At 70.1% G+C, this 23,306-nt stretch carries 14 protein-coding genes, 1 tRNA gene and 3 pseudogenes; 3 read left to right on the forward strand and 15 right to left on the reverse strand.

Features of this window, described 5'->3' with window-relative positions; genetic code table 11:
- From M878_RS47750 to M878_RS94175, 7 genes and pseudogenes are all read right to left on the reverse strand, one after another.
- On the reverse strand, positions 1-567 hold a 567-nt coding region (locus M878_RS47750; RefSeq protein WP_031224827.1), incomplete at its 3' end, for a Rho termination factor N-terminal domain-containing protein.
- 403 nt (positions 568-970) lie between these two features.
- Entirely contained in the window at positions 971-1,888 is a 918-nt protein-coding gene (gene thrB / locus M878_RS62695; protein WP_023546746.1) for a homoserine kinase, read from the reverse strand.
- Positions 1,889-2,126: 238 nt separating this feature from the next.
- Positions 2,127-3,185, reverse strand: a complete 1,059-nt coding sequence (thrC, locus tag M878_RS96295; RefSeq protein ID WP_023546747.1) for a threonine synthase — start codon at positions 3,183-3,185, stop codon at positions 2,127-2,129.
- 6 nt (positions 3,186-3,191) lie between these two features.
- Positions 3,192-4,484, reverse strand: a complete 1,293-nt coding sequence (locus tag M878_RS96300) for a homoserine dehydrogenase (RefSeq protein ID WP_023546748.1) — start codon at positions 4,482-4,484, stop codon at positions 3,192-3,194.
- A 154-nt stretch (positions 4,485-4,638) separates the two neighbouring features.
- Entirely contained in the window at positions 4,639-6,030 is a 1,392-nt protein-coding gene (lysA, locus tag M878_RS62710; protein ID WP_023546749.1) for a diaminopimelate decarboxylase, read from the reverse strand.
- Between the two features lie 54 nt (positions 6,031-6,084).
- Positions 6,085-7,220: pseudogene (gene nrtL / locus M878_RS96305) on the reverse strand (ArgS-related anticodon-binding protein NrtL).
- Between the two features lie 232 nt (positions 7,221-7,452).
- A complete protein-coding gene (locus M878_RS94175) occupies positions 7,453-8,064 on the reverse strand; it encodes a response regulator (RefSeq protein ID WP_425347931.1) in 612 nt (203 codons plus the stop codon).
- Positions 8,065-8,238: 174 nt separating this feature from the next.
- On the opposite strand from M878_RS94175, the gene M878_RS62720 reads away from it, so the two are divergent.
- Positions 8,239-8,310: transfer RNA gene (locus tag M878_RS62720), tRNA-Arg, on the forward strand.
- A gap of 273 nt (positions 8,311-8,583) precedes the next feature.
- Here M878_RS62720 and M878_RS47760 read toward each other — a convergent pair.
- The 4 genes from M878_RS47760 to M878_RS97475 all read right to left on the reverse strand — a co-directional run bounded on the left by M878_RS47760 (position 8,584) and on the right by M878_RS97475 (position 11,967).
- A complete protein-coding gene (locus tag M878_RS47760; RefSeq protein ID WP_023546752.1) occupies positions 8,584-8,871 on the reverse strand; it encodes a hypothetical protein in 288 nt (95 codons plus the stop codon).
- Between the two features lie 200 nt (positions 8,872-9,071).
- Complete coding sequence (locus M878_RS62725) at positions 9,072-9,656, reverse strand: hypothetical protein (RefSeq protein ID WP_031224831.1); 585 nt, start codon at positions 9,654-9,656, stop codon at positions 9,072-9,074.
- Positions 9,657-10,529: 873 nt separating this feature from the next.
- Complete coding sequence (locus M878_RS94180) at positions 10,530-11,402, reverse strand: alpha/beta fold hydrolase (RefSeq protein WP_078630272.1); 873 nt, start codon at positions 11,400-11,402, stop codon at positions 10,530-10,532.
- Between the two features lie 76 nt (positions 11,403-11,478).
- Positions 11,479-11,967: a hypothetical protein gene (locus tag M878_RS97475; protein WP_158692687.1), complete on the reverse strand. Its 489-nt coding sequence runs from the start codon at positions 11,965-11,967 to the stop codon at positions 11,479-11,481.
- Positions 11,968-12,069: 102 nt separating this feature from the next.
- On the opposite strand from M878_RS97475, the pseudogene M878_RS96310 reads away from it, so the two are divergent.
- A pseudogene (locus tag M878_RS96310) lies at positions 12,070-12,685 on the forward strand (transposase).
- A 104-nt stretch (positions 12,686-12,789) separates the two neighbouring features.
- Here the strand turns inward: M878_RS96310 and M878_RS62730 are convergent.
- Positions 12,790-14,088 carry an MFS transporter gene (locus M878_RS62730; protein WP_023546755.1) on the reverse strand — a complete coding sequence of 433 codons (1,299 nt, stop codon included), beginning with the start codon at positions 14,086-14,088 and terminating at the stop codon, positions 12,790-12,792.
- A gap of 130 nt (positions 14,089-14,218) precedes the next feature.
- Positions 14,219-15,022, reverse strand: coding sequence for an enoyl-CoA-hydratase DpgD (gene dpgD / locus M878_RS62735; protein WP_023546756.1), 804 nt, complete (start codon positions 15,020-15,022; stop codon positions 14,219-14,221).
- Between the two features lie 53 nt (positions 15,023-15,075).
- On the opposite strand from dpgD, the gene M878_RS62740 reads away from it, so the two are divergent.
- Positions 15,076-15,771, forward strand: a complete 696-nt coding sequence (locus M878_RS62740; protein WP_023546757.1) for a 4'-phosphopantetheinyl transferase family protein — start codon at positions 15,076-15,078, stop codon at positions 15,769-15,771.
- Here the strand turns inward: M878_RS62740 and M878_RS62745 are convergent.
- Positions 15,760-19,671: a type I polyketide synthase gene (locus M878_RS62745; protein WP_023546758.1), complete on the reverse strand. Its 3,912-nt coding sequence runs from the start codon at positions 19,669-19,671 to the stop codon at positions 15,760-15,762. The genes M878_RS62740 and M878_RS62745 overlap by 12 nt on opposite strands.
- A 1-nt stretch (position 19,672) precedes the next feature.
- Positions 19,673-23,306 (reverse strand): annotated as a pseudogene (locus M878_RS000000101815) (type I polyketide synthase); the annotation flags it as partial.

Raw genomic sequence — 23,306 nt, forward strand, 5'->3', positions numbered from 1 at the left:
CTGGAGCTGCTGAGCCGGCGTCTCGGCCTTGGCCTCGGCGGCGACGGTCTCGACGCTGCTCGCGGCGGGGCTGCCGGCCTCGGCGGTGGCGCGGCGGCGACGGCGCTCGGTCGGCGCCTCGTCTCCCCCGGTGTCTCGGCTCCGCTCGACCTGGGCGGTGCCCCCAGCGGGCTGGCCGGGGATCTCGATCTGCTGCTGGGCCACGGCCTTCTCGGCGGGGGCCTCGGCCTTCTTCTCGCCGTCGACGGCGGCCTCACCCGTACGGGCCTTGGAGGTGGCGCGGCGCTTGGGCTTGGTCTCGGTGGCGGTCTCGGCCTTGGGGGCGGCACCCCCGGCGGCCTGCGCCTCCTTGATGACCTCGATCAGCTGGCTCTTGCGCATCCGCGCGGTGCCCCTGATGCCGAGGCCCGAGGCGACCTGCTGCAGCTCGGCCAGCACCATGCCCTCAAGGCCGGTACCGCGGCGCCGCCGGGAGCCGGCACCGGTGGCAGGCGCGGAGGCGTCCGTGGCGGGCGCGGCAGCGGTCTCCTCGACACGTGCGCCCATCAGATCGGTGGTGTCGCTCACGAAGGGTCCTTCCCTGGAGCGGACGTCGGCCTGTCTGGCTCGGCGACCGGTTGTGCTGTCCGGCTACGGTTCTGTCTTCCGTGAACCGTGCCGGGGCGGTGGTCCGCCAAAGCGGCGGAGGAAATGTGCGGTGATGGCGCTTCCGCGAGCCGTGACACCCAGTGTCACTTGGCGTGGTAGCACCTATTCCGGAGCGTGCCCGGCGGCCCGCTCAGTGCCCGCATACGACGTACTGCCCATGTACGGCGCACGGAACACGGAGTGGCGTGGGAGGCTCCCGGAAGAATGTCTGTCCCGGACTGGGACACGAGGCACCTCGCCATGGTGGGGTCGGGTGCAGACTTGAGGTTAACACTACCGGATCCAACAAACATTCCCCCTCTCGAAATCCGGCAACCGTGTGTCAGGTCGCAAGCGGCAGCACGCTCGCTCCCTGGACATCGAGGTCCAGCCGGTTCGCCGCCCAGCCCGCACCTGCGAGGTGGGCGACCTTGTCGGCGCTGTCGGCGTCGGCCAGCGCCATGACGGTGGGTCCTGCGCCCGAGATGACGGCCGGGATGCCGTCGGCGCGCAGCCGCTCCACCAGCGCGGCGCTCTCCGGCATGGCCGGGGCGCGGTACTCCTGGTGGAGGCGGTCCTCGGTGGCGGGCAGCAGCAGCTCGGGGCGCCGGGTGAGGGCCTCGACGAGCAGGGCGGCACGGCCCGCGTTGACGGCCGCGTCGACGTGCGGCACGGTGCGCGGCAGCAGGCCGCGCGCGGTTTCGGTCAGCACCGGCTTTCCGGGCACGAAAACCACCGGAACGATGGAATCACCGGGCTCCATCCTGATCGCCCGGGCGGCGCCGGACTCCATCCAGGACAGGGTGAAACCGCCGAGCAGGCACGCGGCCACGTTGTCCGGGTGGCCCTCGATCTCCGTGGCCAGTTCCAGCAGTGCCGCGTCGTCCAGGCGGGCCTCGCCGCCTATGGTCACGGCACGGGCGGCGACGATGCCGGCGCAGATGGCGGCGGAGGAGGAACCGAGGCCCCGGCCATGCGGAATGCGGTTGGCGCAGACGATTTCCAGGCCGCGGGGCTGTCCGCCCAGCAGATCGAAGGCGGTGCGCAGGGAGCGGACGAGGAGGTGAGACTCGTCACGCGGGAGGGTCTCGCTGCCCTCCCCCGCGATGTCGATGTGCAGCCCGGAGTCGGCCACCCGGACGACCACGTCGTCGTAGAGCCCCAGCGCGAGGCCGAGGGCGTCGAAGCCCGGGCCGAGATTGGCGCTGGTGGCGGGAACGCGCACCCGGACGGCGGCGGCGCGGAACGCTGGACCGGCCATCGCTCGTTGACTCTCCTTGAGCTGCGTGACTGTCGAAGACACTCGATGACATTCGATACGTACGTGGAGACCCGTAAGGCCGCGCAGACGGCGCGACGTCACCCCTGTGCCCAGGCATATGCAAGGGGCGGGTTGAATACAGCCTATCGAAGGAAGGTTCTGTGGCGACATAGGGCGCACAGGAGGCGCACGATGCGTGTCGTAAGCCCCCTGTGCACCCCTCGCGAGGTGTATCCGCTCAGGCCAGGCCGAGGCGCTCGGCCGCGGCGACCGCGTCGACCGGGACGGTGACCGGCTGCGGGGCGCCGGCGACGGCCCAGTCGGGGTCCTTCAGGCCGTTTCCGGTGACGGTGCACACGATGCGCTGTCCCGGGTCGACCCTGCCCTGCTCGGCGGCCTTCAGCAGACCGGCCACGGAGGCGGCGGAGGCGGGCTCCACGAAGACGCCCTCCCGCGCGGCCAACAGGCGGTAGGCGCGCAGGATTTCACGGTCCGTCACCTCGTCGATGGCACCGCCCGACTCGTCGCGCGCGGCGAGGGCGTACTGCCAGGAGGCCGGGTTGCCGATGCGGATGGCGGTGGCGATGGTCGACGGGTCCTTGACGACCTCGCCGCGCACGATCGGCGCACTGCCGGAGGCCTGGAAGCCCCACATGCGCGGGGACTTCGTGGCGATCCCGTCGGCGGCGTACTCCTTGTAGCCCTTCCAGTAGGCGGTGATGTTGCCCGCGTTGCCCACCGGCAGGACGTGGATGTCGGGTGCGTCACCGAGCATGTCCACGATCTCGAAGGCGGCTGTCTTCTGGCCCTCGATACGCACCGGATTGACCGAATTGACCAGCGCCACCGGGTAGTTCTCGCTCAGCGCCCGCGCGAGCGTGAGGCAGTCGTCGAAGTTGCCGTCGACCTGGAGGATCTTCGCGCCGTGCACGAGGGCCTGGCCCATCTTGCCGAGCGCGATCTTGCCCTGCGGCACGAGAACGGCCGAAACCATCCCCGCGCGCACGGCGTAGGCGGCGGCGCTCGCCGACGTGTTGCCGGTGGAGGCGCAGATGACGGCCTTGGCCCCCTCCTCCTTGGCCTTGGAGATGGCCATGGTCATGCCCCGGTCCTTGAAGGATCCGGTGGGGTTGGCCCCCTCCACCTTCAGGTGGACCTCACAGCCCGTGCGCTCGGAGAGCACCTGCGCGGGCACGAGGGGCGTACCGCCCTCGCGGAGCGTCACGACCGGCGTGGTGTCGGATACCGGCAGCCGGTCCCGGTACTCCTCGATGATTCCGCGCCACTGGTGGGTCATTGCTCGTTACTCTCCTTCAACCCGCATGATGCTGGCGACACCCCGCACGGTGTCGAGCTTGCGCAGCGCCTCGACGGTCCCGGACAGGGAGGCGTCGGACGCGCGGTGGGTGACGACGACGAGGGAGGCCTCACCGTCCTTGCCCTGCTGGCGCACCGTATCGATCGACACCCCGTGCTCGGCGAACACGGTCGCGACCTGGGCGAGAACACCCGGTTTGTCCGCGACGTCGAGGCTGATGTGGTAGCGCGTGACGACCTCGCCCATGGACGAGACGGTCAGGGCGGCATACGACGACTCACCGGGCCCCGTTGCGCCGTTGAGCCGGTTACGGCAGACGGCGACGAGGTCGCCGAGCACGGCGGAGGCGGTGGGAGCACCGCCCGCGCCGGGGCCGTAGAACATGAGCTGCCCCGCCGCGTCGGACTCCACGAAGACGGCGTTGTACGCGCCGCGCACGGAGGCGAGCGGGTGGGTCAGCGGAATCATGGCGGGGTGCACGCGCGCGGTGACGGACGTCCCGTCTTTCGAGCGCTCACAGATGGCGAGCAGCTTGATGGTGCAGCCCATCTCCTTCGCCGAGCGGAAGTCGGCGGCGGTGACCTCGGTCATGCCCTCGCGGTAGACGTCGTCGAGGCGCACCCGCGTATGGAAGGCGATCCCGGCGAGGATGGCGGCCTTGGCGGCGGCGTCGAAGCCCTCGACGTCTGCCGTCGGGTCGGCCTCGGCGTACCCGAGGGCGGTGGCCTCGTCGAGGGCCTCCTGATACCCGGCGCCCGTGGAGTCCATCTTGTCGAGGATGAAGTTGGTGGTGCCGTTGACGATCCCCAGCACCCGGTTGACCTTGTCGCCGGCGAGGGACTCGCGCAGCGGGCGGATCAGCGGGATGGCACCGGCGACGGCGGCCTCGTAGTAGAGGTCCTTGTCGTTCTGCTCCGCCACGGCGTGCAGGGCGGCCCCGTCCTGGGCGAGCAGCGCCTTGTTGGCGGAGACGACGGAGGCACCGTGCTCGAAAGCGGTGGTGATGAGCGTCCGGGCGGGCTCGATCCCCCCGATCACCTCGACCACGACGTCGATGTCCCCGCGTTTGACGAGGGCGGTGGCGTCGGTGGTGACGAGTTCCTGCGGGATGCCCTCGCGGACCTTGGCGGGCCGTCGTACGGCGACGCCCGCGAGCTCCACCGGGGCGCCGATCCTCTGGGCGAGGTCGTCGGCGTGCGTCGTCATGATGCGCGCCACCTCTGAGCCGACCACTCCACAGCCCAGCAGCGCCACCTTCAGCGGACGCGTACGCATCATCCGACCTCGTTTCCTCATACCGTCTACGGTTGGACCAGTCTCACTCACCGGACGGGAGTTTCTACCCTTCGTCCGGATCGTGAGACATCTATTTCATTTGTACGGGGGTGGAAGACCGCAGATCTTCCACCCCCGGTGCTTCTGCGGGTGAGGGTCACCCGACGTCGAGCCGCAGGAGGTCCTCCTCCGTCTCGCGCCGGACGATCACCCGGGCCTCGCCGTCCTTCACGGCGACGACCGGCGGCCGCAGCACATGGTTGTAGTTGCTGGCCATCGACCGGCAGTACGCGCCCGTGGCCGGTACGGCGATGAGATCACCCGGCGCCAGATCGGCGGGCAGGAACGCGTCCTTCACGACAATGTCCCCGCTCTCGCAGTGCTTGCCGACGACACGCGCGAGCATCGGCTCCGCGTCGCTGGTGCGGGAGACAAGGGCGACGCTGTACTCGGCGTCGTACAGCGCCGTCCGAATATTGTCGGACATACCGCCGTCGACGGAGACATACGTCCGCAGCCCCTCCAGCGGCTTGACGGTGCCGACCTCGTAGAGCGTGAAGGCGGTCGGCCCGACGATGGCGCGCCCGGGCTCGACGGAGATGCGAGGGGTGCGCAGCCTGGCGGACTCGCACTCACGCGTGACGATCTCGGTGAGCGACTTGGCGATCTCGTGCGGCTCGCGCGGGTCGTCGTCGCTGGTGTAGGCGATACCGAGGCCACCGCCCAGATCGATCTCCGGCAGCTCGACCCCGTGCTCGTCCCGGATGGCCTTGAGCAGCCCGACGACGCGGTGCGCGGCGACCTCGAAGCCGGACATGTCGAAGATCTGCGACCCGATGTGGGAGTGGATCCCGATCAGCTCGAGCCCGTCGAGCTGCAGTGCCCGCCGCACAGCTTCCGCCGCCTGCCCCCCGGCGAGCGGAATCCCGAACTTCTGGTCTTCATGAGCGGTGGCGATGAACTCATGCGTGTGAGCCTCCACGCCGACGGTGATCCGAATCTGGACCTTCTGCCGCTTGCCGAGAGACTGCGCGATGTGGGCGACCCGCACGATCTCCTGGAAGGAGTCGAGCACGATCCGCCCGACGCCGGCCTCGATGGCACGCTGGATCTCTTCTGCGGACTTGTTGTTGCCGTGGAAGGCGATGCGCTCGGCGGGCATCCCGGCGGAGAGGGCGGTGGCCAGTTCCCCACCGGAGCACACATCGAGGTTGAGCCCCTCTTCATGCAGCCAGCGCACGACGGCCCGGGACAGGAACGCCTTCCCGGCGTAGAAGACATCGGCGCCGGCCCCGAAGGCGGTGCGCCAGGCGCGCGCCCGGGCCCGGAAGTCGGTCTCGTCGAGGATGTAGGCAGGGGTGCCGTATTCCTCGGCGAGCTGGGTGGCGGTGATCCCGCCGACGGTGACGACACCGTCGGCGTTACGGGCGACGGTCTGGGCCCAGACCTTCTGGTCGAGGACGTTGAGGTCGGCGGGCGGCGCGGCGTAGTGCCCCTCGGTCAGGACGTCGGCGTGACGGGGCCCGGCGGGGTGGGCGGAACGGCTCATGACGGTGTCTCTCAGACTCTCTGTCTCTCTCCGGGACGTCTCTCGCGAGGGCCCTCAGAGGTGTTCGGGTGCGTCGATGCCGAGCAGGGACAGGCCACCGGCCAGCACCGTCCCGGCGGCTTCGGCGAGGGCGAGCCGGGCGCGGTGGGCGGCCGAGGGTTTCTCCTCGCCGCACGGCAGCACACAGGGCAGCAAGGGCAACACGGCATCGGCGACGGTGACGAGATGCCGGGCAAGCCGGTCCGGGGCACGGTGGGTGGCGGCCGCGGCGAGGATGCGGGGGTGGTCGGCCAGGGGGGTGAGGAGGGGGTGGGGGCGTTGCCGGTGCCGGTGTTGGAGCCGACGTCGGTGCCGACGTTGGTGTCGGTGTTGGTGTCGGTGTTGGTGTCGGTGTTGGTGTCGGTGTTGGTGCCCGTATTGATGGGGTTGATGGGGTTGATGGGGGCGTCGGCATCGATGGCGCCGTTGCCTCTGTCGATGTCGACCGGGCCGGGCTCGGCGGTGAAGCCCAGGCGGGCGGCGTTGCGGCTGAGGGACCGGATGCGGGCGTGGGCGTACCGCACCCGGAACAGCGGATTGCTCTCCCGCTGGACCAGGTGATCGGCGGTGATCCGGGGCCGGTCGTGCGGGGCGGGGTGGAGCAGGGCCCACTGGGCGGCGTCAGGTCCGAGCGGCGCGGGGTCCTCGGACGCGGGCACGGGCCGCAGATTGACAGGCTCACCGTGCTCGACGGTCCCTCGCCCGCCCTGCGTGGCGACGATCCGTACGACGGCGTCGGCAACCACCTCGGCCCGGACCTCGTACGGCACACGCAGCGCGACGACCTGCCCGGCGAGGGCGTCACCGTGCCCGTAATCGGCACCGCGGTCCCGGATCTCCCGGACGAGCCCGGTGACGGGGTCGGCCGGCGCGTCGAGGCTGATGTTGAGAAAGCCGGGCCCGGTGATGACGACGTCGCGGATACCGTCGGCGCCAAGGAGCCGGTCCCGCAGAATCTCGGCGACCCGCCGCGGCGGTTGCCCGGCCGGCCGGGCGAGCTGCAGGGCGACATTGGTGGCGAAGTCCCCGCACCCCCCGGGCCCCGGCTCGGTCACCACGACCCGCTCGGGCACGGTCACACTCAGCTCCCCGTCAGCCACAGCACAACGCACCGCGTACAACACGGTGCGGGACAGCTCGACGGGGGTCACGAGACAAGCGTAGGGGAGGGTGGGGGTGGGTAGACGAAGTGGTTCTCAGTATGGGACGGGGGTGGGGCTAACAGACAGCACAACGGGCCCTGACCACGGGCCCTGACCACAGGCCCGGACCACAGAGCCTGACCACAGGCCCGGACCACAGAGCCTGACGACCGGCCCGGACCACAGAGCCTGACGACCGGCCCTGACCACAGGACCCGACCACCGGATCCGACGAGCGGCCCTAACCGCCGGACGAAATCCGCCCAGGTACGCCATCGGAGACTCCGCCGGAAACCCCACCGACGCCCCCGCCCGGACCCTCGTCGCTGTCGCCGCCCCCATCTCCATCCCCGCCCCCGCCGCTCCCACCCCCGCCTCCGCCTCGATGCCCTTCTCCCCCGTCCTCGCTGCTTCCGCCGTCTTCACCGCTCCCGCGCTCGATGAGCTGTTTGACGAGCCGGACGAGTTCGGCGGGTTCGAAGGGCTTGGCGAGGAAGGCGTCGACGCCGACGTCGAGGCCGGTGTCGACCTCGTACTGCGTACACGCGCTGATGATGGCGAGGGGCAGATGGTGGGTACGGGGATCGGCGCGAAGGCGCGCGGCGGTGCGCAGGCCATCCAGCCGGGGCATGACGACGTCGAGCGTGACGACGTCGGGCCGCACCTGGTGCACCACGTCCAGACACTCGGCACCGTCGGCCGCGGTCACGACCTCGAGCCCTTCCAGCTCAAGATTGACCCTGATCAGCTGCCGGATGACCTTGTTGTCGTCCACAACAAGCACCCGACCTGAGGCGCCTGGCACAAGTCGAGAGTAGGTCCGGACCGGCCACCGCGTCCGGGTTTTCCCCACTTCCACCCCGTACAGGGGAACCGCTCCCCCACGCCTTGCCCGCACAACGGCTCCGCTCCGCCCGGCGGGGGGACCGGCCCGGTTGCCCGCCCAGGGAATCGGGTTCCTGATCACCCCTCCGGACCTGCTAGTGTTCTACCCGTCGCCGCGAGCGAAGAGCTCCGACGCCGACACGCCCCCGTAGCTCAGGGGATAGAGCAACGGCCTCCGGAGCCGTGTGCGCAGGTTCGAATCCTGCCGGGGGCACCCTGTATGAGGTGTCCAAAGACCCCGTCACCAGCGGAAACGCTGAGGCCGGGGTCTTCGTGTATGTGCAGGCGTATGCGGGCCGAAGCGGCCATATGTCGGGGTCTGTGGACAAGGCATGGACGGGATCTTGGAGCATCGTCGCAGGGGAGGTCCGGGGGAAAGGCGAAGCCCAACCAACGCCGGGCGCGTCCTCCCATACGGATCGTCACGCCGCGGGAGACGTCAACGAGCGCCCATGAGGACTGTCGGCACCTCTCTGAGGCCACCAGCTCAGGCCTGGGCCCAAGCCTGACGATGGCGAGCGACGGTGTACACCTGCTTCACCTGGTCGGCCGTGAGCACGCCTGACAGCGGAGCGAGTGCCGCTACTTGGCGCTCCTGGTAGACCCGAACACTGAGCTGTGTAGCGACCACCTTCAGCTCGGTGACCCCGACGAAGACGAGCACTGGTTCCACCGGTACCGGGAAGTCTGGGCCGGATTCGGCGAGCAGATCACGCAAGGACTGCCCGGGAGGGTTGACGGCCAGGTCGTCGGCCGGCGTCAGAGGCGGCAGCATCGAACGCGCCTGAGCCTCCGGCGCCCTGTCTGACGGGACAGGCTCGGTGAGCTTCTGTAAGTGCAGTTCCACAAGATCCCCCTGTGCTCCCGCGTTGACGTTGCCGACATGCCAGCAGCAAGTGAGACGAGGCCACCAGGGAACGTCACTTGATCCCCCCAGCGGCGTCGCTTCCCCGCTCGTACCTTCGAAGGACCCTGTCAGGGCTCGGGGGTCCATTCCACGGGAGGGGGCATGCGGCTGTAGTGGGCTCCCTTGGTGCCGTAGTGGGCGAGGTGCAGGGTTTCACCGTCGATCTGGATCTCTGCCGGCGGAGGATTGTACACGGAGATCCGCGGGTGGGCGTAGGGGTGGCCTTCGATGAAGACAGGCTCCCGGAAGTGGTTCCGGGCGTCCGCCCAGTCCTGGGCCCGCTCGCGGGTCCACGGGTTCTGCAGGGTCCGCGGGGCGGCCGGGTCGTGGTCGTAACCGTTGAGGCTGCGGACCAGAGCCTCGCTGTAGACGCCCTTGACCCGGAAGTGCTCCAGGTCGTCCGCGCGTACGACCATGTTGACGTACCGGCGGCCGTTGCCTCGGTGCCGGCCCACCGCGTGCCAGCGACCGTGGCCCGGGTCCCAGCGGACGGGCGGTATCCACAGCAGGGCGCCTGCGCGGAAGTGCTTCGTGCCGTGCTGGATGTCGAGGCCGCTCTCGCCGCGTGCGGTTTCTCGCGCCACGTTGGCCACCAGGCACCAGCCCAGCAGCCCGTCCGGTATCTCTGCTTCGGTAGGTCCCGCGTCTGCCACGTTGAGAATTTTGAGGCACGAGACGGGCGGCGAGCTAGCTTTTACTTGCCAACCATGGATCTCTTCGGCGTCCGCCTCGGGCTACAGGGTCCCGGCGTAGTGCCTGGCTGTCCGTGCCGAATTGAGTCTAGGTGTGAGCGCGACTGGCTGCGCGTTCGAGACCCTGCAGTGCTTCGTTCAGTCGTCCCAGGCTGTCGAAGCGCTCGGGCTTGCCCTTTCCACCGGTAGGGCCCGGGCTTCCTCACGTTCCGGCAACAATGGCACACACGTCCCGCACGGCTGTCACAGTATCCCCACCAACTCCTGCCACTAATCAGGGGAATCGTGCGCCGCACCGTCTCGGCTCTCGCTCTGCTCTCCTGTCTGCCTCTCGCCGCCTGCACGTCTTCTCACAAGCCTTCTGCAGCGCCTGACGTCCGCTTGGCCTCCTCAACGCCTTCAGCCACGAGCAGCGCAGCGCCGGCGGCAGCAGGTGACGGCGGTGGTGTCTGCACGATCTGTCCGTACGAGCACGCTGCCCGTGCCGAGGTGCATGGCAGCGGGGAGTCCGACCCGGCGGCCGAGTGCGGCAGCCTCGCTTCTTCCCTGTCCACAGGCGGAGACTTCTGGACCACGCAAGCCGTTGCCGTGCAGGGCCTCGCCAGCCACTTTGGCGCGAGCCTCGAAGATCATGGCCCCAGCGTCGTGCTTTACCGGGCAGGTCCACAGACTGCCCGCCGCGCCGCAAGCTTACGGGGCCATGATCACTCGCGCCAAAGCAGCTCCAGCCCAAAATCGCTACGCCGACCGCTACGTTGCCGCCCCGCACACCCGTCAGCGCCGGGCCAGACGACGCCAACGGGGCGCGTCCTCCGTACCTCCTGGGGGCGCCGGTCAAGCAGCGGCTTCCTCCCGGCAGGAGAGCCAAAAATCGAGTAGTGCTGATGCTGTCTCAGTAGGTCTGTGAACGTTAGGCGAATGTCCACCGCCCTCGATCCGGATAAACCGGGCTCCGAGCTCCCTGGCCATCTGCTCGACTCCCTCAGGTGCCCAGGTTTCATCAGGGGTTCCTGAAATCACAGACTTTGGAATCGAAAGACGCGCCAGTCGTGACGTCTCGTCCGTCTCATTCAGCATCTGCTTTGCCGCAGCTGCCAATTGCTGTGGACTGTTACTCAACCATCGCTGCTCCATGAAGGATTCCACGTCTGGAGGCGTGTACGCTTCTTCATTTCTCACGAAGGGCCACATATCGGCAAGCGGCATCGAGTCAACGACGGAAAGCAGCGTTTGAAGACGCTCCTGCTGCCAGGTCGAGACGCTGGCTGGACCGAAATTCATGAACGTGACGGACGCCCAGAGAGTGGGATCCCCCTGGGTAGCGAGTACTGCCGCACGAGCGAGGAGCCCACCATACGAGTGACCCACGAGATGCACGGGTCCAGCGTTGACTTGTTTGGCGATGGCCACAAGATCACTCGCGAGGTCATCACGGGAGTACGCGGGTTTCGGCGAAGCTGAACCAGTTTCGTACTGACCACGGTTGTCGACGGCCAGGACGCGCACGCCCCCTTCGCTCAAGTGAGACAGCAAGGGGAGGAAGTCCTCCTTGCTGCCCATGAAGCCAGGAACGAGCAGGGCTGTCGTCCCGGCAGGGGGGGCGTGTTCGTCAGGTGCGACTTCGAGCGCTGCGAAGATACCTCGCTCCGTGCGCAGACGAACCGGACGCGCATTGTCCGGGGTCTCCAGGGTCAATAGTTGACTCATGGAGCAACATGATAGGTGCGATGTCGAAGCATCACGCAACCAATAGGACGGATAATCGTTGTTCGAACCCCTGACCTCAAGAGGTGGATTGACTGTCGGGCTGGCGCTCGGAACCACCTCGTGGCCCTGGAACGCTCACGCTCGGATCGTCGCGGTGCCATCCGCCGATGCGCCCAACCACCTTCCAGATCTTCTTTTCTCCGTTCCTAACGCCCTGCCTGCTGGACTCCCAAAAGAGGACCTCGCGCCCGTATGCGCTGCGCGCAAGTGAATTGACATCTTCTTCAATAAGTCGCAGGTGTTTTCCTAGTCTCTGGATGCCGTCGTTACTGTCCCGTAGGTACCAATAAGCAACAAGAACTACGGGCAGCACAATCACAATTCGCCAGTATCCCAGATTACTGCCTAGGGTTGCCGCAATAGCAGTGGCCGCGCCCGCATACCCAGCTAACTGTTGCCTTGCTCCGATCCTCTGCACCACCTCGGACCGAAGGGATTCGTATTCCTTCATGCGAAGCTCGATGATCTTTTCGGTGTTGTCATGCTCGCAACTGGACTCGCTCATGGCACCTCCGCCTTTCGCGTGGATGTTGCCCTACAGCAAGCCGATCAACACCTCAAGGAGCAGGCTCCCCAAACCCCGTCACAGCTACTCGGATATGGAGTTATGGGGCGGGGGACGTGGAGCTGGATCGTGCCGGATGCGAAGTCCACTGCCCATCGCCGATTCCTCATCTGGTCCAGAGCCGGCGTCTGGCGCCGTCTGCACGAAGCGGTCCTGCACCGTCTCGACGACGCCGGCCTCATCGACGTCTCGCGCGTGGTCCTCGGCACCGCCCGCGTCAGGGCGAAAAAGGGGGCGAACGCACAGGTCCGAGCCCCGTGGACCGGGGAAAGCCGGGGTCGTCGGCGTCTCAGCCGGCAACACCCACGACAGCGAAGTGCTGAAGCCCATGGTCGAGGGTCACCGAACGAGACACGACCCCCACCGCGGCCGGTACTTCAAGCCCCAGCGCCTCCACGCGGATAAGGCATACGACCGCCCGGACCTGCGGAAGTGGTTACGCGGCAGGCACATTGGAGTCTGGATCGCCCGCAAAGGGATCGAGTCCAGCGAACGGTTGGGCCGTCGAAGATGGGTGATCGAGCGCACGATGTCGTGGCTGTTCGGCTACCGCCGACTCAGCCCACGCTACGAACGCCATCCCCGTAACTACCTGGCCTTTCTCGGCCTGGCCGCTGCCCTGTGCTGCTACAAGCGACTCGTCCGCCTCACCACGTAGGACGCGGTCTTATTGCTAGCGGGACAGGCCGGCGACATCACGCAGCCGCCTCGTCCGGGGGACGACCCGCCCCGCCGCCCCACGTGGACGCGGTGTCGCGGAGATCACGCGTCCGGCGCCGGCGGGACGGGCGGTGGGACGGCCTTCCGCAGGAGCAGCGCTGCCGCACTGGTGAGAGCCAGCGGCACGCACAGGACGAAGAGGATCCGTGGGATCCCCCATCCGGCACCGATCATGACTCCGCCGAGCAGGCCGCTGGTGAGGGTGCCGATGCGGCCGATTCCGCTCATCCATCCCATGCCCGTGGCCCGCAGCGTCGATGGGTAGGCCAGTGCCCCGACCGCCTGGAGCGAGCCCATGGAACCGCCCAGGCACACTCCGAGTGCGGAGACGAGGGCCGAAAGACCGGCGTAACCCGTGCCCGCGGCCGCGGTGACACAGACGGCGAGGCCACTGAGCGCCGACGCCAGGGCGAGGAAGCGGAAGCGGTCGTACCTCCTGAGGCCGAACGACGCCAGGAGCTGTCCGCACAGGGTCCCGCCGCCGAACAGCCCGACGACGACTCCGGTGCGGGCCGCTGTCAGTCCGGCACGCGCGACCATGAGCGGCAGATAGTTGAGGAGGAGATAGACCACGCCCAGCAGGACGAAGTAGCAGAGCCAGATCAGGAGCGTCGTCGGCGCGAAGGAGCGGGAGAGCACGATCGCGCTGAGCTTCCGCGTCGGTTGCCGCTCGTCGTCCCGGCCACCGGTCAGGTCGACGTGGGAGGTGTCCCGGCCGGGCGCCAGCAGGGCAAGGCTCTCGTGGATCTGCTCGGCCGGCCGTCCGCGTGTGAGAAGGGCGCTCACGGATTCCGGGACGTAGGCCGCGATGAGGGGGACGAGCGGAAGAGGGGCGAGACCGCACAGCGCGAGCAGCGCCGGCCAGCCGAAGCCCGGGATGACGGCCGACGCGAGGAATCCGCCCGCGACCGTCCCCGCCGCGATGCCCGAGAAGGCGAGGGCCACCACCGGCGCACGGCGGCGAGCCGGCGTGGAGTCGGCGACGATCGCCATGACGACCGGCGCAACCGCACCGAGTCCCGCGCACGCCACGACGCGCAGGGTCGCGAAGACCTCGATGTCCGCGGCGAGCCCCGTCACCGCCGTGGCCACCCCGAAGACGAGGATTCCCGCGACGGTCACGCCTTTGCGCCCATACCGGTCGGCCAGCGGTCCTGCCACCGCACCGCCGACCGCCATGCTCAGCACGCCGGCGGTCACGGTGGTGGTCACCGCGCTCATCGATGTGCCCCAGTCGCGCATGACGTTCGGGTAGACGAAGCTCGCGATGGTGATGTCGAGCCCTTCGGAGACCATCACCGCGAGGCCGAGCAGGGCGATGAGCCGCTGCCGCGGTCCCATCGGGGCCGAGTCGATGAATTCCTGAACGCTCAGCCGTGGCGGGGCGGATCGTCGGGAGCCCGGTGGAGATTCGAGCGGCATGGGGGACCTTTCGTCGGTGGGGTAGAGGGGCCTGGTTCGTGATGGTTCCTCAGGTTCCGGTCCATTTCGGTGGCCGCTTCTCGACGAAGGCGCGCGGGCCTTCCAGGGCGTCCCTGCTGTGCATGCGCCGTTCCTCCCACGCGTACCGGGTGGCGAACGCCCGTTCCAGCGGCATGGTGGCGGAGACGGCCGCGGCCTCTTTGGCGGCGCGCAGGGACAGGGGTGCACAGCTCAGCAGGTCGTCCAGCCAGCCGGACACACAGGCGTCCAGCTCGTCGGCCGGCACCACCTCGTTGACCAGACCCAGCTCGTACGCCCGGGCCGCGGTCATGCGGCGGCCCGTCAGCAGATGTCCCATCGCCGCACGGAAGGGCGCCTGCCGGGTCAGTCGGAACACCCCTCCGGCACCGGCGATGAGGCCGAGCTTCGCCTCGGTCAGCGCGAACTCGGCGTGTTCCGCGGCGATCACGATGTCGCAGGCCAGGGCCAGCTCGAAGCCACCGCCCAGGGCGTAGCCGTTCACCCGGGCGATCAGCGGCTTGAACATCGAGAACCGCTCGGTCAACCGGGGCCAGCCCGGCTTGTCCCTGCTGCCGAAGGTGGAGGTGGCGGTGCCCTCGTCGACCCGGTGGACCAGTTCCTTGAGGTCCTGGCCCACGGAGAAGGACCGCTCACCGGCTCCGGTGAGGACGCCCACCCAGATATCGGCGTCCGCCTCGAAATCGTCCCAGACGTCCGCCAGTTCGGCATGCATCCGCAGATTCATGGCGTTCAGCACCTGTGGACGGTCCAGGGTGATGTAAGCGACGCGATCGCGCTTCTCGTAGCGGACGCACTGCAAGGCGTCGAGCATTCCTCATTCCTCATTCTTCGAGTGATTCGGCTCATCGGTGCAGACTGGCGGGCATGGCCATGAAGATCACGCCCTTGCGGGTGTTACGGAGCGGCGCCGTACCGGAGTCGGCCGTGCCGCCGCTCGCCGACGGAACGGTGGCGCTGTGGCTGATGCGGGCGGCGCAGGACGACGACGCCCACCGCCTCCTCGACGCCGAGGAACGGCGGCGGTGGAAGGCGCTGGTACGGGAGGACGACCGGACGCGGTATCTCGCCGCGCACGGCGGGTTGCGGCGTCTGCTCGGACGGTACTTGGGGATCCGGGCGCACGAGGTGGCGTTCGTCCGGGAGGCATGTCCGTGCTGTGGAGGACCGCACGGCCGGCCGGCCGTGCGAGGCGGGGGGGTTCACTTCTCGCTCTCGCACAGCCGGGACCTGGTGTTCTTCGGATTCGCCTCGACGCCCGTGGGTGTGGACATCGAGGCGTACCCGCAGGCCGAGGTGTCGGACAGCGTGGCGGAGGACCTGCACCCGCTCGAACGGGGCGAGTTCGCCCTGCTGCCCCCGGAGACCCGGTCGGCGGCGTTCACCCGCTGCTGGGCACGCAAGGAGGCGTATCTGAAGGGCACGGGAGAGGGGCTGGCCGGCGGACTCGGGCGAACCTACGTGGGAATGGGGCCGGAACCGGCCGCGGTGCCGGGCTGGTCCCTGACCGACGTAGGGGCCGCACCCGGTTTCGCGGCGGCCGTCGCCGTGTCACAGCAATGACCGCGTCCACCTCTCCACCGCCTCTGCCGTGGTCGTGGAGTGTTCCTCCAGCATGGTGAAGTGATCTCCCGTCACCTCGGCTATGTCATGGGGAAGATGCCAGGAGGCGATCCTCGTTTCGTCGGCCCCGTAGGGCGTGGCGGCGTGCACCAGCAGGGTGGGGGCCGCGTTCGGTTCTGGCTTCCAGTCACTGAAGAGACGCGCGTAGGCGCCCATCGCGGTCAGCCGGTAGTCGTCGACCGTGACGAGCCGGCTGTCGCGCTCCAGCATGCCGCCGACCATGACGCCGTGTCCCCGCGGATCGTCCCCGCTCGCCGGGGTGTCGAGGAGGGCGACCCCGGTGGGAGCCTTGTCCATCCGCTCCAGGGCGGCCGCCACCTCGTGGGCCACCCAGCCGCCCGCGGAGCGGCCGACCAGCAGCAGGGGGGATCCCTCCGTCATCTCGAGGATCGTCCGGGCGTGGAGCTCCGCGAGGACCTCGACCGAATCCGGGAGCGGTTCGCCCGGGAAGAACCCCGGATGGGCCAGCGCCGCCACCTTCCACGCGTCGCTGAACCCGTCCGCGAAGCGGGCGTACACGTGCACGCCGGCGATCGCGCTGAAGGAGGGCAGACACACGACCGTCGGGAGGGCCGCCCCACGACCGAGCCAGACCGGGACGCGCCGGACGGCGGGATCCGCGGGGTCGGTGAAGGTCTTCCGCATCCGTGCGGCGGCTTCGGTCAGAGGTATGGCGTCCTCGATGCGCCCGGCCGCGGCCGCCTCCCGGAACAGCTCCGTGAGCAGCCCGGAGCCGTCCGCGCCGAACCTGCCGTCGTCCACGCACCGTCCGGAGGAGACGTCCTCCAGGCGGGCGTCGATGAAGGCCGCGATGGAGGCCAGGTCGTCGTGCTCGAAGACGAGCGTGGTGGGCAGTGGCAGACCCAGCGCGCGGCTCAGCCGGTTCCGCAGCTCGATCGCGGTCAGCGAGTCGAAGCCCAGTTCCTGGCGGGTACGGTCCGCCGTGATCGTCGTGCCGGTGTGGCAGAGGGTCTCGGAGGCCTCTGCCCGTACGAGCTCCGTCACGGCGGACAGCCGCTCGGCCCCGGTCAGACCGGCGAGGAGACCGCCCGCTTTGCCTCCGTCCGGTGTGCCCGCTCCGTTTCCGGCCGCCTCGTCGACCCGATGACCCGAGGACAGGTTCGCGAACGGCGAGGCGGGCGTCGTGGTGGGGAACGGCTGGTCCTCGATCCAGTAGGGCCGGTACTGGAAGGGGTACGTGGGAAGGTCCACCAGCGTGCCGCGCCCATCGATCAGCCGGCTCCAGTCGACCGTGCCCCCGTCGACGTGCACCTGGGCCAGGGCCGTGACGAGCGATTCGGTCTCCGGGCGGTCCGCGCGCAGTGCCGCCGCGAAAACCTGATCCTGCGCGTCGGGCACGATCTTCTGCGCCAGGGCGGTCAGGACGCCGCCCGGTCCGACCTCCAGCCAGCGGACGGCACCGGCCTCGCAGACCCGTGCCACGGCGTCAGCGAAGCGTACCGGGCGGCGCACGTGCCGTACCCAGTACTCGGGGTCCACGACCTCGGCGGGCAGACCGGCCAGCACGGGTTCGTGCAGCTCCAGCCCTGCCACGACCTCACGGAACTCCGCCAGCATCGGATCCATCAGCGGCGAGTGGAAGGCGTGGCTGACCGTCAGCTGGTGGGTGCGCACTCCTTGTTCGCGCCACGCGTCCACGAGCTTACGGACCTCGGCCTCCTCGCCGGACAGCACGACGGAGACGGGGCCGTTGACCGCGGCCAGCGCAACCCTGTCCTCCAGACCGGCCAGCGCCGCCGACGCCTCGGCCTCGGAGACCTCCACCGCCGCCATGGCGCCGCCCGCAGGCAGCGCCTGCATCAGACGGCCCCGCGCCTCCACCAGTCGGCAGGCGTCCTCCAGGGACATCACGCCGGCCACATGGGCCGCGGCCACCTCGCCCACCGAGTGGCCCACGACGGCGTGAACGTCGACGCCCAGGCTGCGTATCAGCCGGTACAGGGACACCTCCACCGCGAACAGGGCCACCTGCGCGTAGCGCGTCTGGTCGAGCAGGCCGTCCTGTGCGGCGCCGAAGACCACCTCCTTCAAGGGCAGCCCGGTGTGCTCCGCAACCGCGTCGAACGACTCCGCGAAGACCGGGTGGGTCTCGTACAGCTCCCGTCCCATGCCGAGGCGTTGACTGCCCTGACCGGAGAACAGCAGCGCGGTGCCGCCCGGCCGTGCGACACCGCGGATCTCCCGGATGGTGGCGCCGCCCCGGAGGAGTACCGCCCGGTGCCGGAATGCCGCGCGCCGCGCGAGCGTGTGGCTCACGTCCACGGGGTCGGCCGACGTCTCCTCGACGGACTCACGCAGCCGTGTGATCTGGTCCCGCAGCGCTCCGGCGTCCCGCCCGGACAGCGGCCAGGGCACCAGGGACGGTACGGCGTCCCGTGAGCCGTCGCCGACCGTGCCGGCGGCGGTGGGGCCGGCGGCGGTGTCCGGCTCGGGAGCCTCGGGCGGGGCTTCCAGGATCACATGGGCGTTCGTACCGCTGATCCCGAACGAGGACACCGCCGCCCGGCGGGGCCGGCCCGTCTCGGGCCACGCGCGCCGGCTCGTCAGCAGCTCCACCGCACCCGCCGACCAGTCGACGTGCGGCGTCGCCTCGTCCGCGTGCAAGGTCTTGGGCAGGATGCCGTGCCGCATCGCCTCGATCATCTTGATCACTCCGCCGACCCCGGCCGCGGCCTGCGTGTGGCCCACGTTCGACTTCATCGACCCCAGGTAGAGGGGCCGGTCGGCGTCGCGTTCCTGGCCGTACGTGGCGAGGAGCGCCTGGGCCTCGATCGGGTCCCCGAGCTTCGTCCCGGTGCCGTGTCCCTCGACCACGTCGATGTCCCGCGCCGCGAGGCCCCCGTGCGCCAGGGCCTTGCGGATCACCCGCTGCTGGGAGGGACCGTTGGGAGCAGAGAGTCCGTTGGAGGCGCCGTCCTGGTTCACCGCCGACCCGCGGAGGACCGCGAGCACCGGGTGGCCGTTCCGCCGGGCGTCCGACAGCCGCTCGACGAGCAGCATTCCCACGCCCTCCGCCCAGCCCGTTCCGTCGGCCCCGGCACCGAACGCCCGGCACCGCCCGTCGGGCGACAGACCCCGCTGCCGGCTGAACGACAGGAAGGCGCGCGGTGTCGCCATGATCGTGACTCCGCCGGCCAGCGCGAGCCCGCACTCCCCGGAGCGCAGCGCGTGCGCCGCCTGGTGCAGGGCGACCAGCGACGACGAGCACGCCGTGTCCACCGTCACCGCCGGCCCCTCGAAGCCGAAGGTGTACGCGATGCGGCCCGAGGCCACGCCGCCGGAGAGGCCGGTGACGAGGTAGGGCTCCAGCGTGTCCGGCACCTGCGCGGTCGCGTAGTCATGATGGACGACACCGGCGAACACGCCCGTGTCGCTGCCGCGCAGCGAGGTCGGGTCGATCCCGGCACGCTCGAACGCCTCCCAGGCGGTCTCCAGGAGCAGCCGCTGCTGCGGGTCCATCGCCTGCGCCTCTCGGGGCGAGATGCCGAAGAAGTCCGCGTCGAACAGGGCGGCGTCGTGCAGGAAGCCTCCCTCACGGGCGTTGCAGGTCCCTGGGCGGTCGGGGTCGGGATGGTAGATGCCCTCGATGTCCCAACCCCGGTTCGTCGGGAACCCGGAGATGGCGTCCCGCTCCTCCAGGACGAGTCGCCAGAGGTCCTCGGGGGAACGCACTCCGCCGGGATAGCGGCATGCCATGCCCACGATGGCGATCGGCTCGCGGCTCGCCGACGTGGCGCTGTGCAGCTGCCGTCGGGTCTCGCGCAACTCGGCGGTGACCTTCTTGAGGTAGTCGACCAGCTTCTCCTCGGTACCCGTCACGTCAGGATCCCTTCAGTTCGTTGTCGATGAGGTCCAAGAGCTGGTCGACCGTCGTGGCCTCGTCGATCCGGTCGTCGAACGAGGTCTCCTCCGCGTTCTCGGAGTACCCCGAGTACTCCGGCGAGCCGTCGGCGAGCCGCGCGGTCAGGGCACGCAGTCGCTCGACGAGCCGGTCGCGGGCCGCGGCGTCGGGGCGGTCCCGTTCGACGGATGCTTCGAGCCGGGCGAGTTCGCCGAAGACCGTGCCCTCCGGTGCCCGGGCCTCCCCGCCTTCCCGGGTGAGGCCCGCGGCCGGGAGCGCGGTGAGCATGTGGCGTGCGATGGCCGTCGACGTCGGGTGGTCGAAGGCCAGGGACGCAGGCAGTTCAAGTCCGATCCGTGCTCCGAGGCGCTCGCTCAGCTCCACGGCGGAGACGGAGTCGAGTCCGAGGTCGGTCATGCTGCGATGGGCCTCGACCTCGTGCGGTCCGTCGAAGCCGGCGACCTCGGCGACCTCGCCTCGGACGAGGTCGGTCAGTGCCCGTTCCCGCAGGTCGTCGGAGAGACGCGACAGGTCGGCCCGAAGCCGTTCCACGGCCGAGGGCTCGTCCGGCGGGGACGGAGGTGCTGGTGCCTGCGCCTGCGGTTGGGCCGGGAGACCGACTCCCTCCGGCACGGACGCGAGCCAGTACCGCCGGTGCTCGAAGGGGTAGACGGGCAGGTCGACCGGGTGCGCGGGGCGTCCCGCGAAGAACTCCGGCCAGTCGACGCGAACGCCGTGCGCATGGGCCCGGGACACCGCGTCGAGCAGGGAACGCACCTCGGACCGTCCGCGGCGCAGTCCTCCGCACAGGGCGAGTTCGCCACCGGGCACGCAGTCGCCGGCCATCGTGGTGAGCTGGCGGTCGGGCCCGAGTTCGAGGAGGCAGGTGATGCCCTGGCCCGGCAGGGCGGTCACTGCGTCCGCGAAGCGGACGGCCTCTCGGACGTGGCGCACCCAGTAGTCGGGCGAGCAGAGCTGGGCCGGCTCGGCGAGCCGACCGGTCAGGTCGGAGATCATCGGGACGAGGGGCGGCCGGTAGGCCGCCTTCCGCGCCACCGCTCTGAACTCCTCCAGCATGGGGTCCATGAGCGGCGAGTGGAAGGCGTGGCTGACCCGGAGCCCGGTCACCCGGCGCCGGCGCACCCGGAAATCCTCGGCGACGGCTCGTACCGCGTCCTCGTCACCGGACACCACGACCGAGCGCGGGCCGTTCACCGCGGCGACGGTTACGGCTCCGGCAGCGGTGATGGTCGCGAGCGCGGTACGGATCTCGTCCTCGGTCGCCTCGATCGCCGCCATGGCGCCGCCGGGCGGCAGCGCGGCCATCAGCCGGCCGCGGGCCGCGACGAGCGAGGCCGCGTCCTGGAGGGACAGCACCCCGGCCGCGTGTGCGGCGCTCAGCGCCCCGATCGAATGCCCCATGACGAGGTCGGGGACGATTCCCCAGGACTCGACGAGCCGGAAGAGCGCGCTCTCCAGGGCGAACAACGCGGCCTGCGTGAAGTCGGTACGGTCGAGGAGCTCGGCCTGCGACGTGCCCTCGGGAGCACACATGACGTCACGCAACGGCCGCTCGAGGTGCGGATCGAGGGCGGCACAGGCCGCGTCGAGCGCTGTGGCGAAGACCGGATAGGCGGCGTACAACTCCATGCCCATTCCCGGGCGTTGGCTGCCCTGACCGGTGAATCCGATGGCCAGCGTCGCCTCTGCGCGAGTCCCGTCCGGCGCGAAGCCGGTGTCCTCGCCGGCGGCGACGGCCTTCAGCCGGCGCTCCAGTTCCGCCGCCCCCTCGACGACGAACGCGGTGCGCCGCGGAAAGGCAGTACGGGTGGTGGCCAGGGCGGCCGCGAGGTCGGGGACGCGGAGGCCGGGGTCGGCGCGGACCGCGTCCAGCAGGCGTTCGGCCTGGCGGCGCAGTGCCGGTCCGGTGCGGGCCGACAGCAGGACCGGCACGGTGTCGGGGAGTCCGGTCGGCGAGGCGGCGGGCAGGGGGTCGGGGGCCTGTTCCAGGATGAGGTGGGCGTTCGTACCGCTGACCCCGAAGGAGGACACGGCGGCGCGGCGGCGGTCCGCGGTCTCAGGCCAGACGGTGTGCTCTTGGAGCAGGCAAACCGCGCCCGAGGCCCAGTCCACGGCCGGGGTCGGCCGGTCGGCGTGCAGGGTGCGGGGCAGTTCGCCGTGCCGGATCGCCTGCACCATCTTGATGACAGCGCCGACGCCCGCCGCGGACTGGGCGTGGCCGATGTTGGACTTGAACGAGCCGACGAGCAGCGGGCGTTCGGGATCCCGGCGCCGGCCGTACGTCGCGAGGAGCGCGTTGGCCTCGATCGGGTCCCCGAGTACGGTCCCCGTGCCGTGCGCCTCGACGGCGTCCACGTCAGCGGGGGTCAGGCCCGCGTCGGCCAGGGCCTGGCGGATGACCTGCTGCTGGGCCGGTCCGCTCGGCGCGGTGAGGCCGTTGCTGGCGCCGTCCTGGTTGACCGCGCTGCCGCGGATCACGGCGAGTACGGGGTGGCCGTTGCGACGCGCGTCGGAGAGCCGTTCCAGGACGACGATGCCGACACCCTCGGACCAGCCGGTGCCGTCGGCGTCCGCGCCGAAGGCCTTGCACCGGCCGTCCGGTGCGAGGCCGTGCTGGCGGCTGAACTCCACGAAGGTGCTCGGGGTCGCCATCACCGCAACGCCGCCGGCCAGGGCGAGCGAGCACTCGCCTCGGCGCAGTGCCTGCGAAGCCAGGTGCAGGGCGACGAGCGAGGAGGAACAGGCGGTGTCGACCGTGAGGGCCGGGCCGTTGAGGCCCAGCGTGTAGGCGAGGCGCCCGGAGGCGACGCTGCCCGCGGTGCCGGTGCCGAGGAGCCGTTCCAGGTCCTCGGGGAGGGGCCGGGGTTCTTGGCGTAATCATGGAACATCAGCCCGACGTAGACGCCGGTGTCCGTCTGCCGCAGGGTGGCCGGGTCGATGCCGGCGCGTTCGACCGCCTCCCAGCCGACCTCCAGCAGCAGTCGTTGCTGCGGGTCCATGGCGAGGGCCTCGCGCGGGCTGATACCGAAGAACGCGGCGTCGAAGTCGCCCGGCGCGTCGAGGAATCCGCCGGAGCCGGTGGCCGAGGTGCCGGGCCCCTTGCCGTCGCCGGACAGCAGCCGCTCCAGGTCCCAGCCGCGGTCGGTGGGGAACGCGCCGATCGCGTCGCGGCCTTCGGCGACGAGCCGCCACAGGTCCTCAGGGGAGGCGACACCTCCGGGGTAGCGGCAGCTCATGCCGACGATGACGACGGGGTCGTGGCCGTCGTCCGCGCGCGGGGGGCGCGGCCCGGTGACGTCGTCCGGCCTGTGATCGAACAGTTCGTGGTCCAGGGCGACGGCCAGCGCGGCGGCCGTCGGACAGTCGAAGGCGATGGTCACAGGCAGCCTCAGGCCGGTCCGCACGGCCAGCCGGTCGCGCAGGGCAACGGCGGTGAGCGAGGTGAGCCCGAGGTGGGTGAAGGCGCGATCGGCCTCGATGCGCACGGACTCCTCGAGTCCGAGCACGCGCGCCGCCTCGTCCCGTACGAGCTCGGTCAGCGCCCGCTGCCGCGCCCTGCCGGGCAGCCCGCCCAGCCGTGCCCGCAGCCCCT

The organism is Streptomyces roseochromogenus subsp. oscitans DS 12.976, from assembly GCF_000497445.1.
GTDB classification, from domain to species: Bacteria; Actinomycetota; Actinomycetes; order Streptomycetales; family Streptomycetaceae; genus Streptomyces; species Streptomyces oscitans.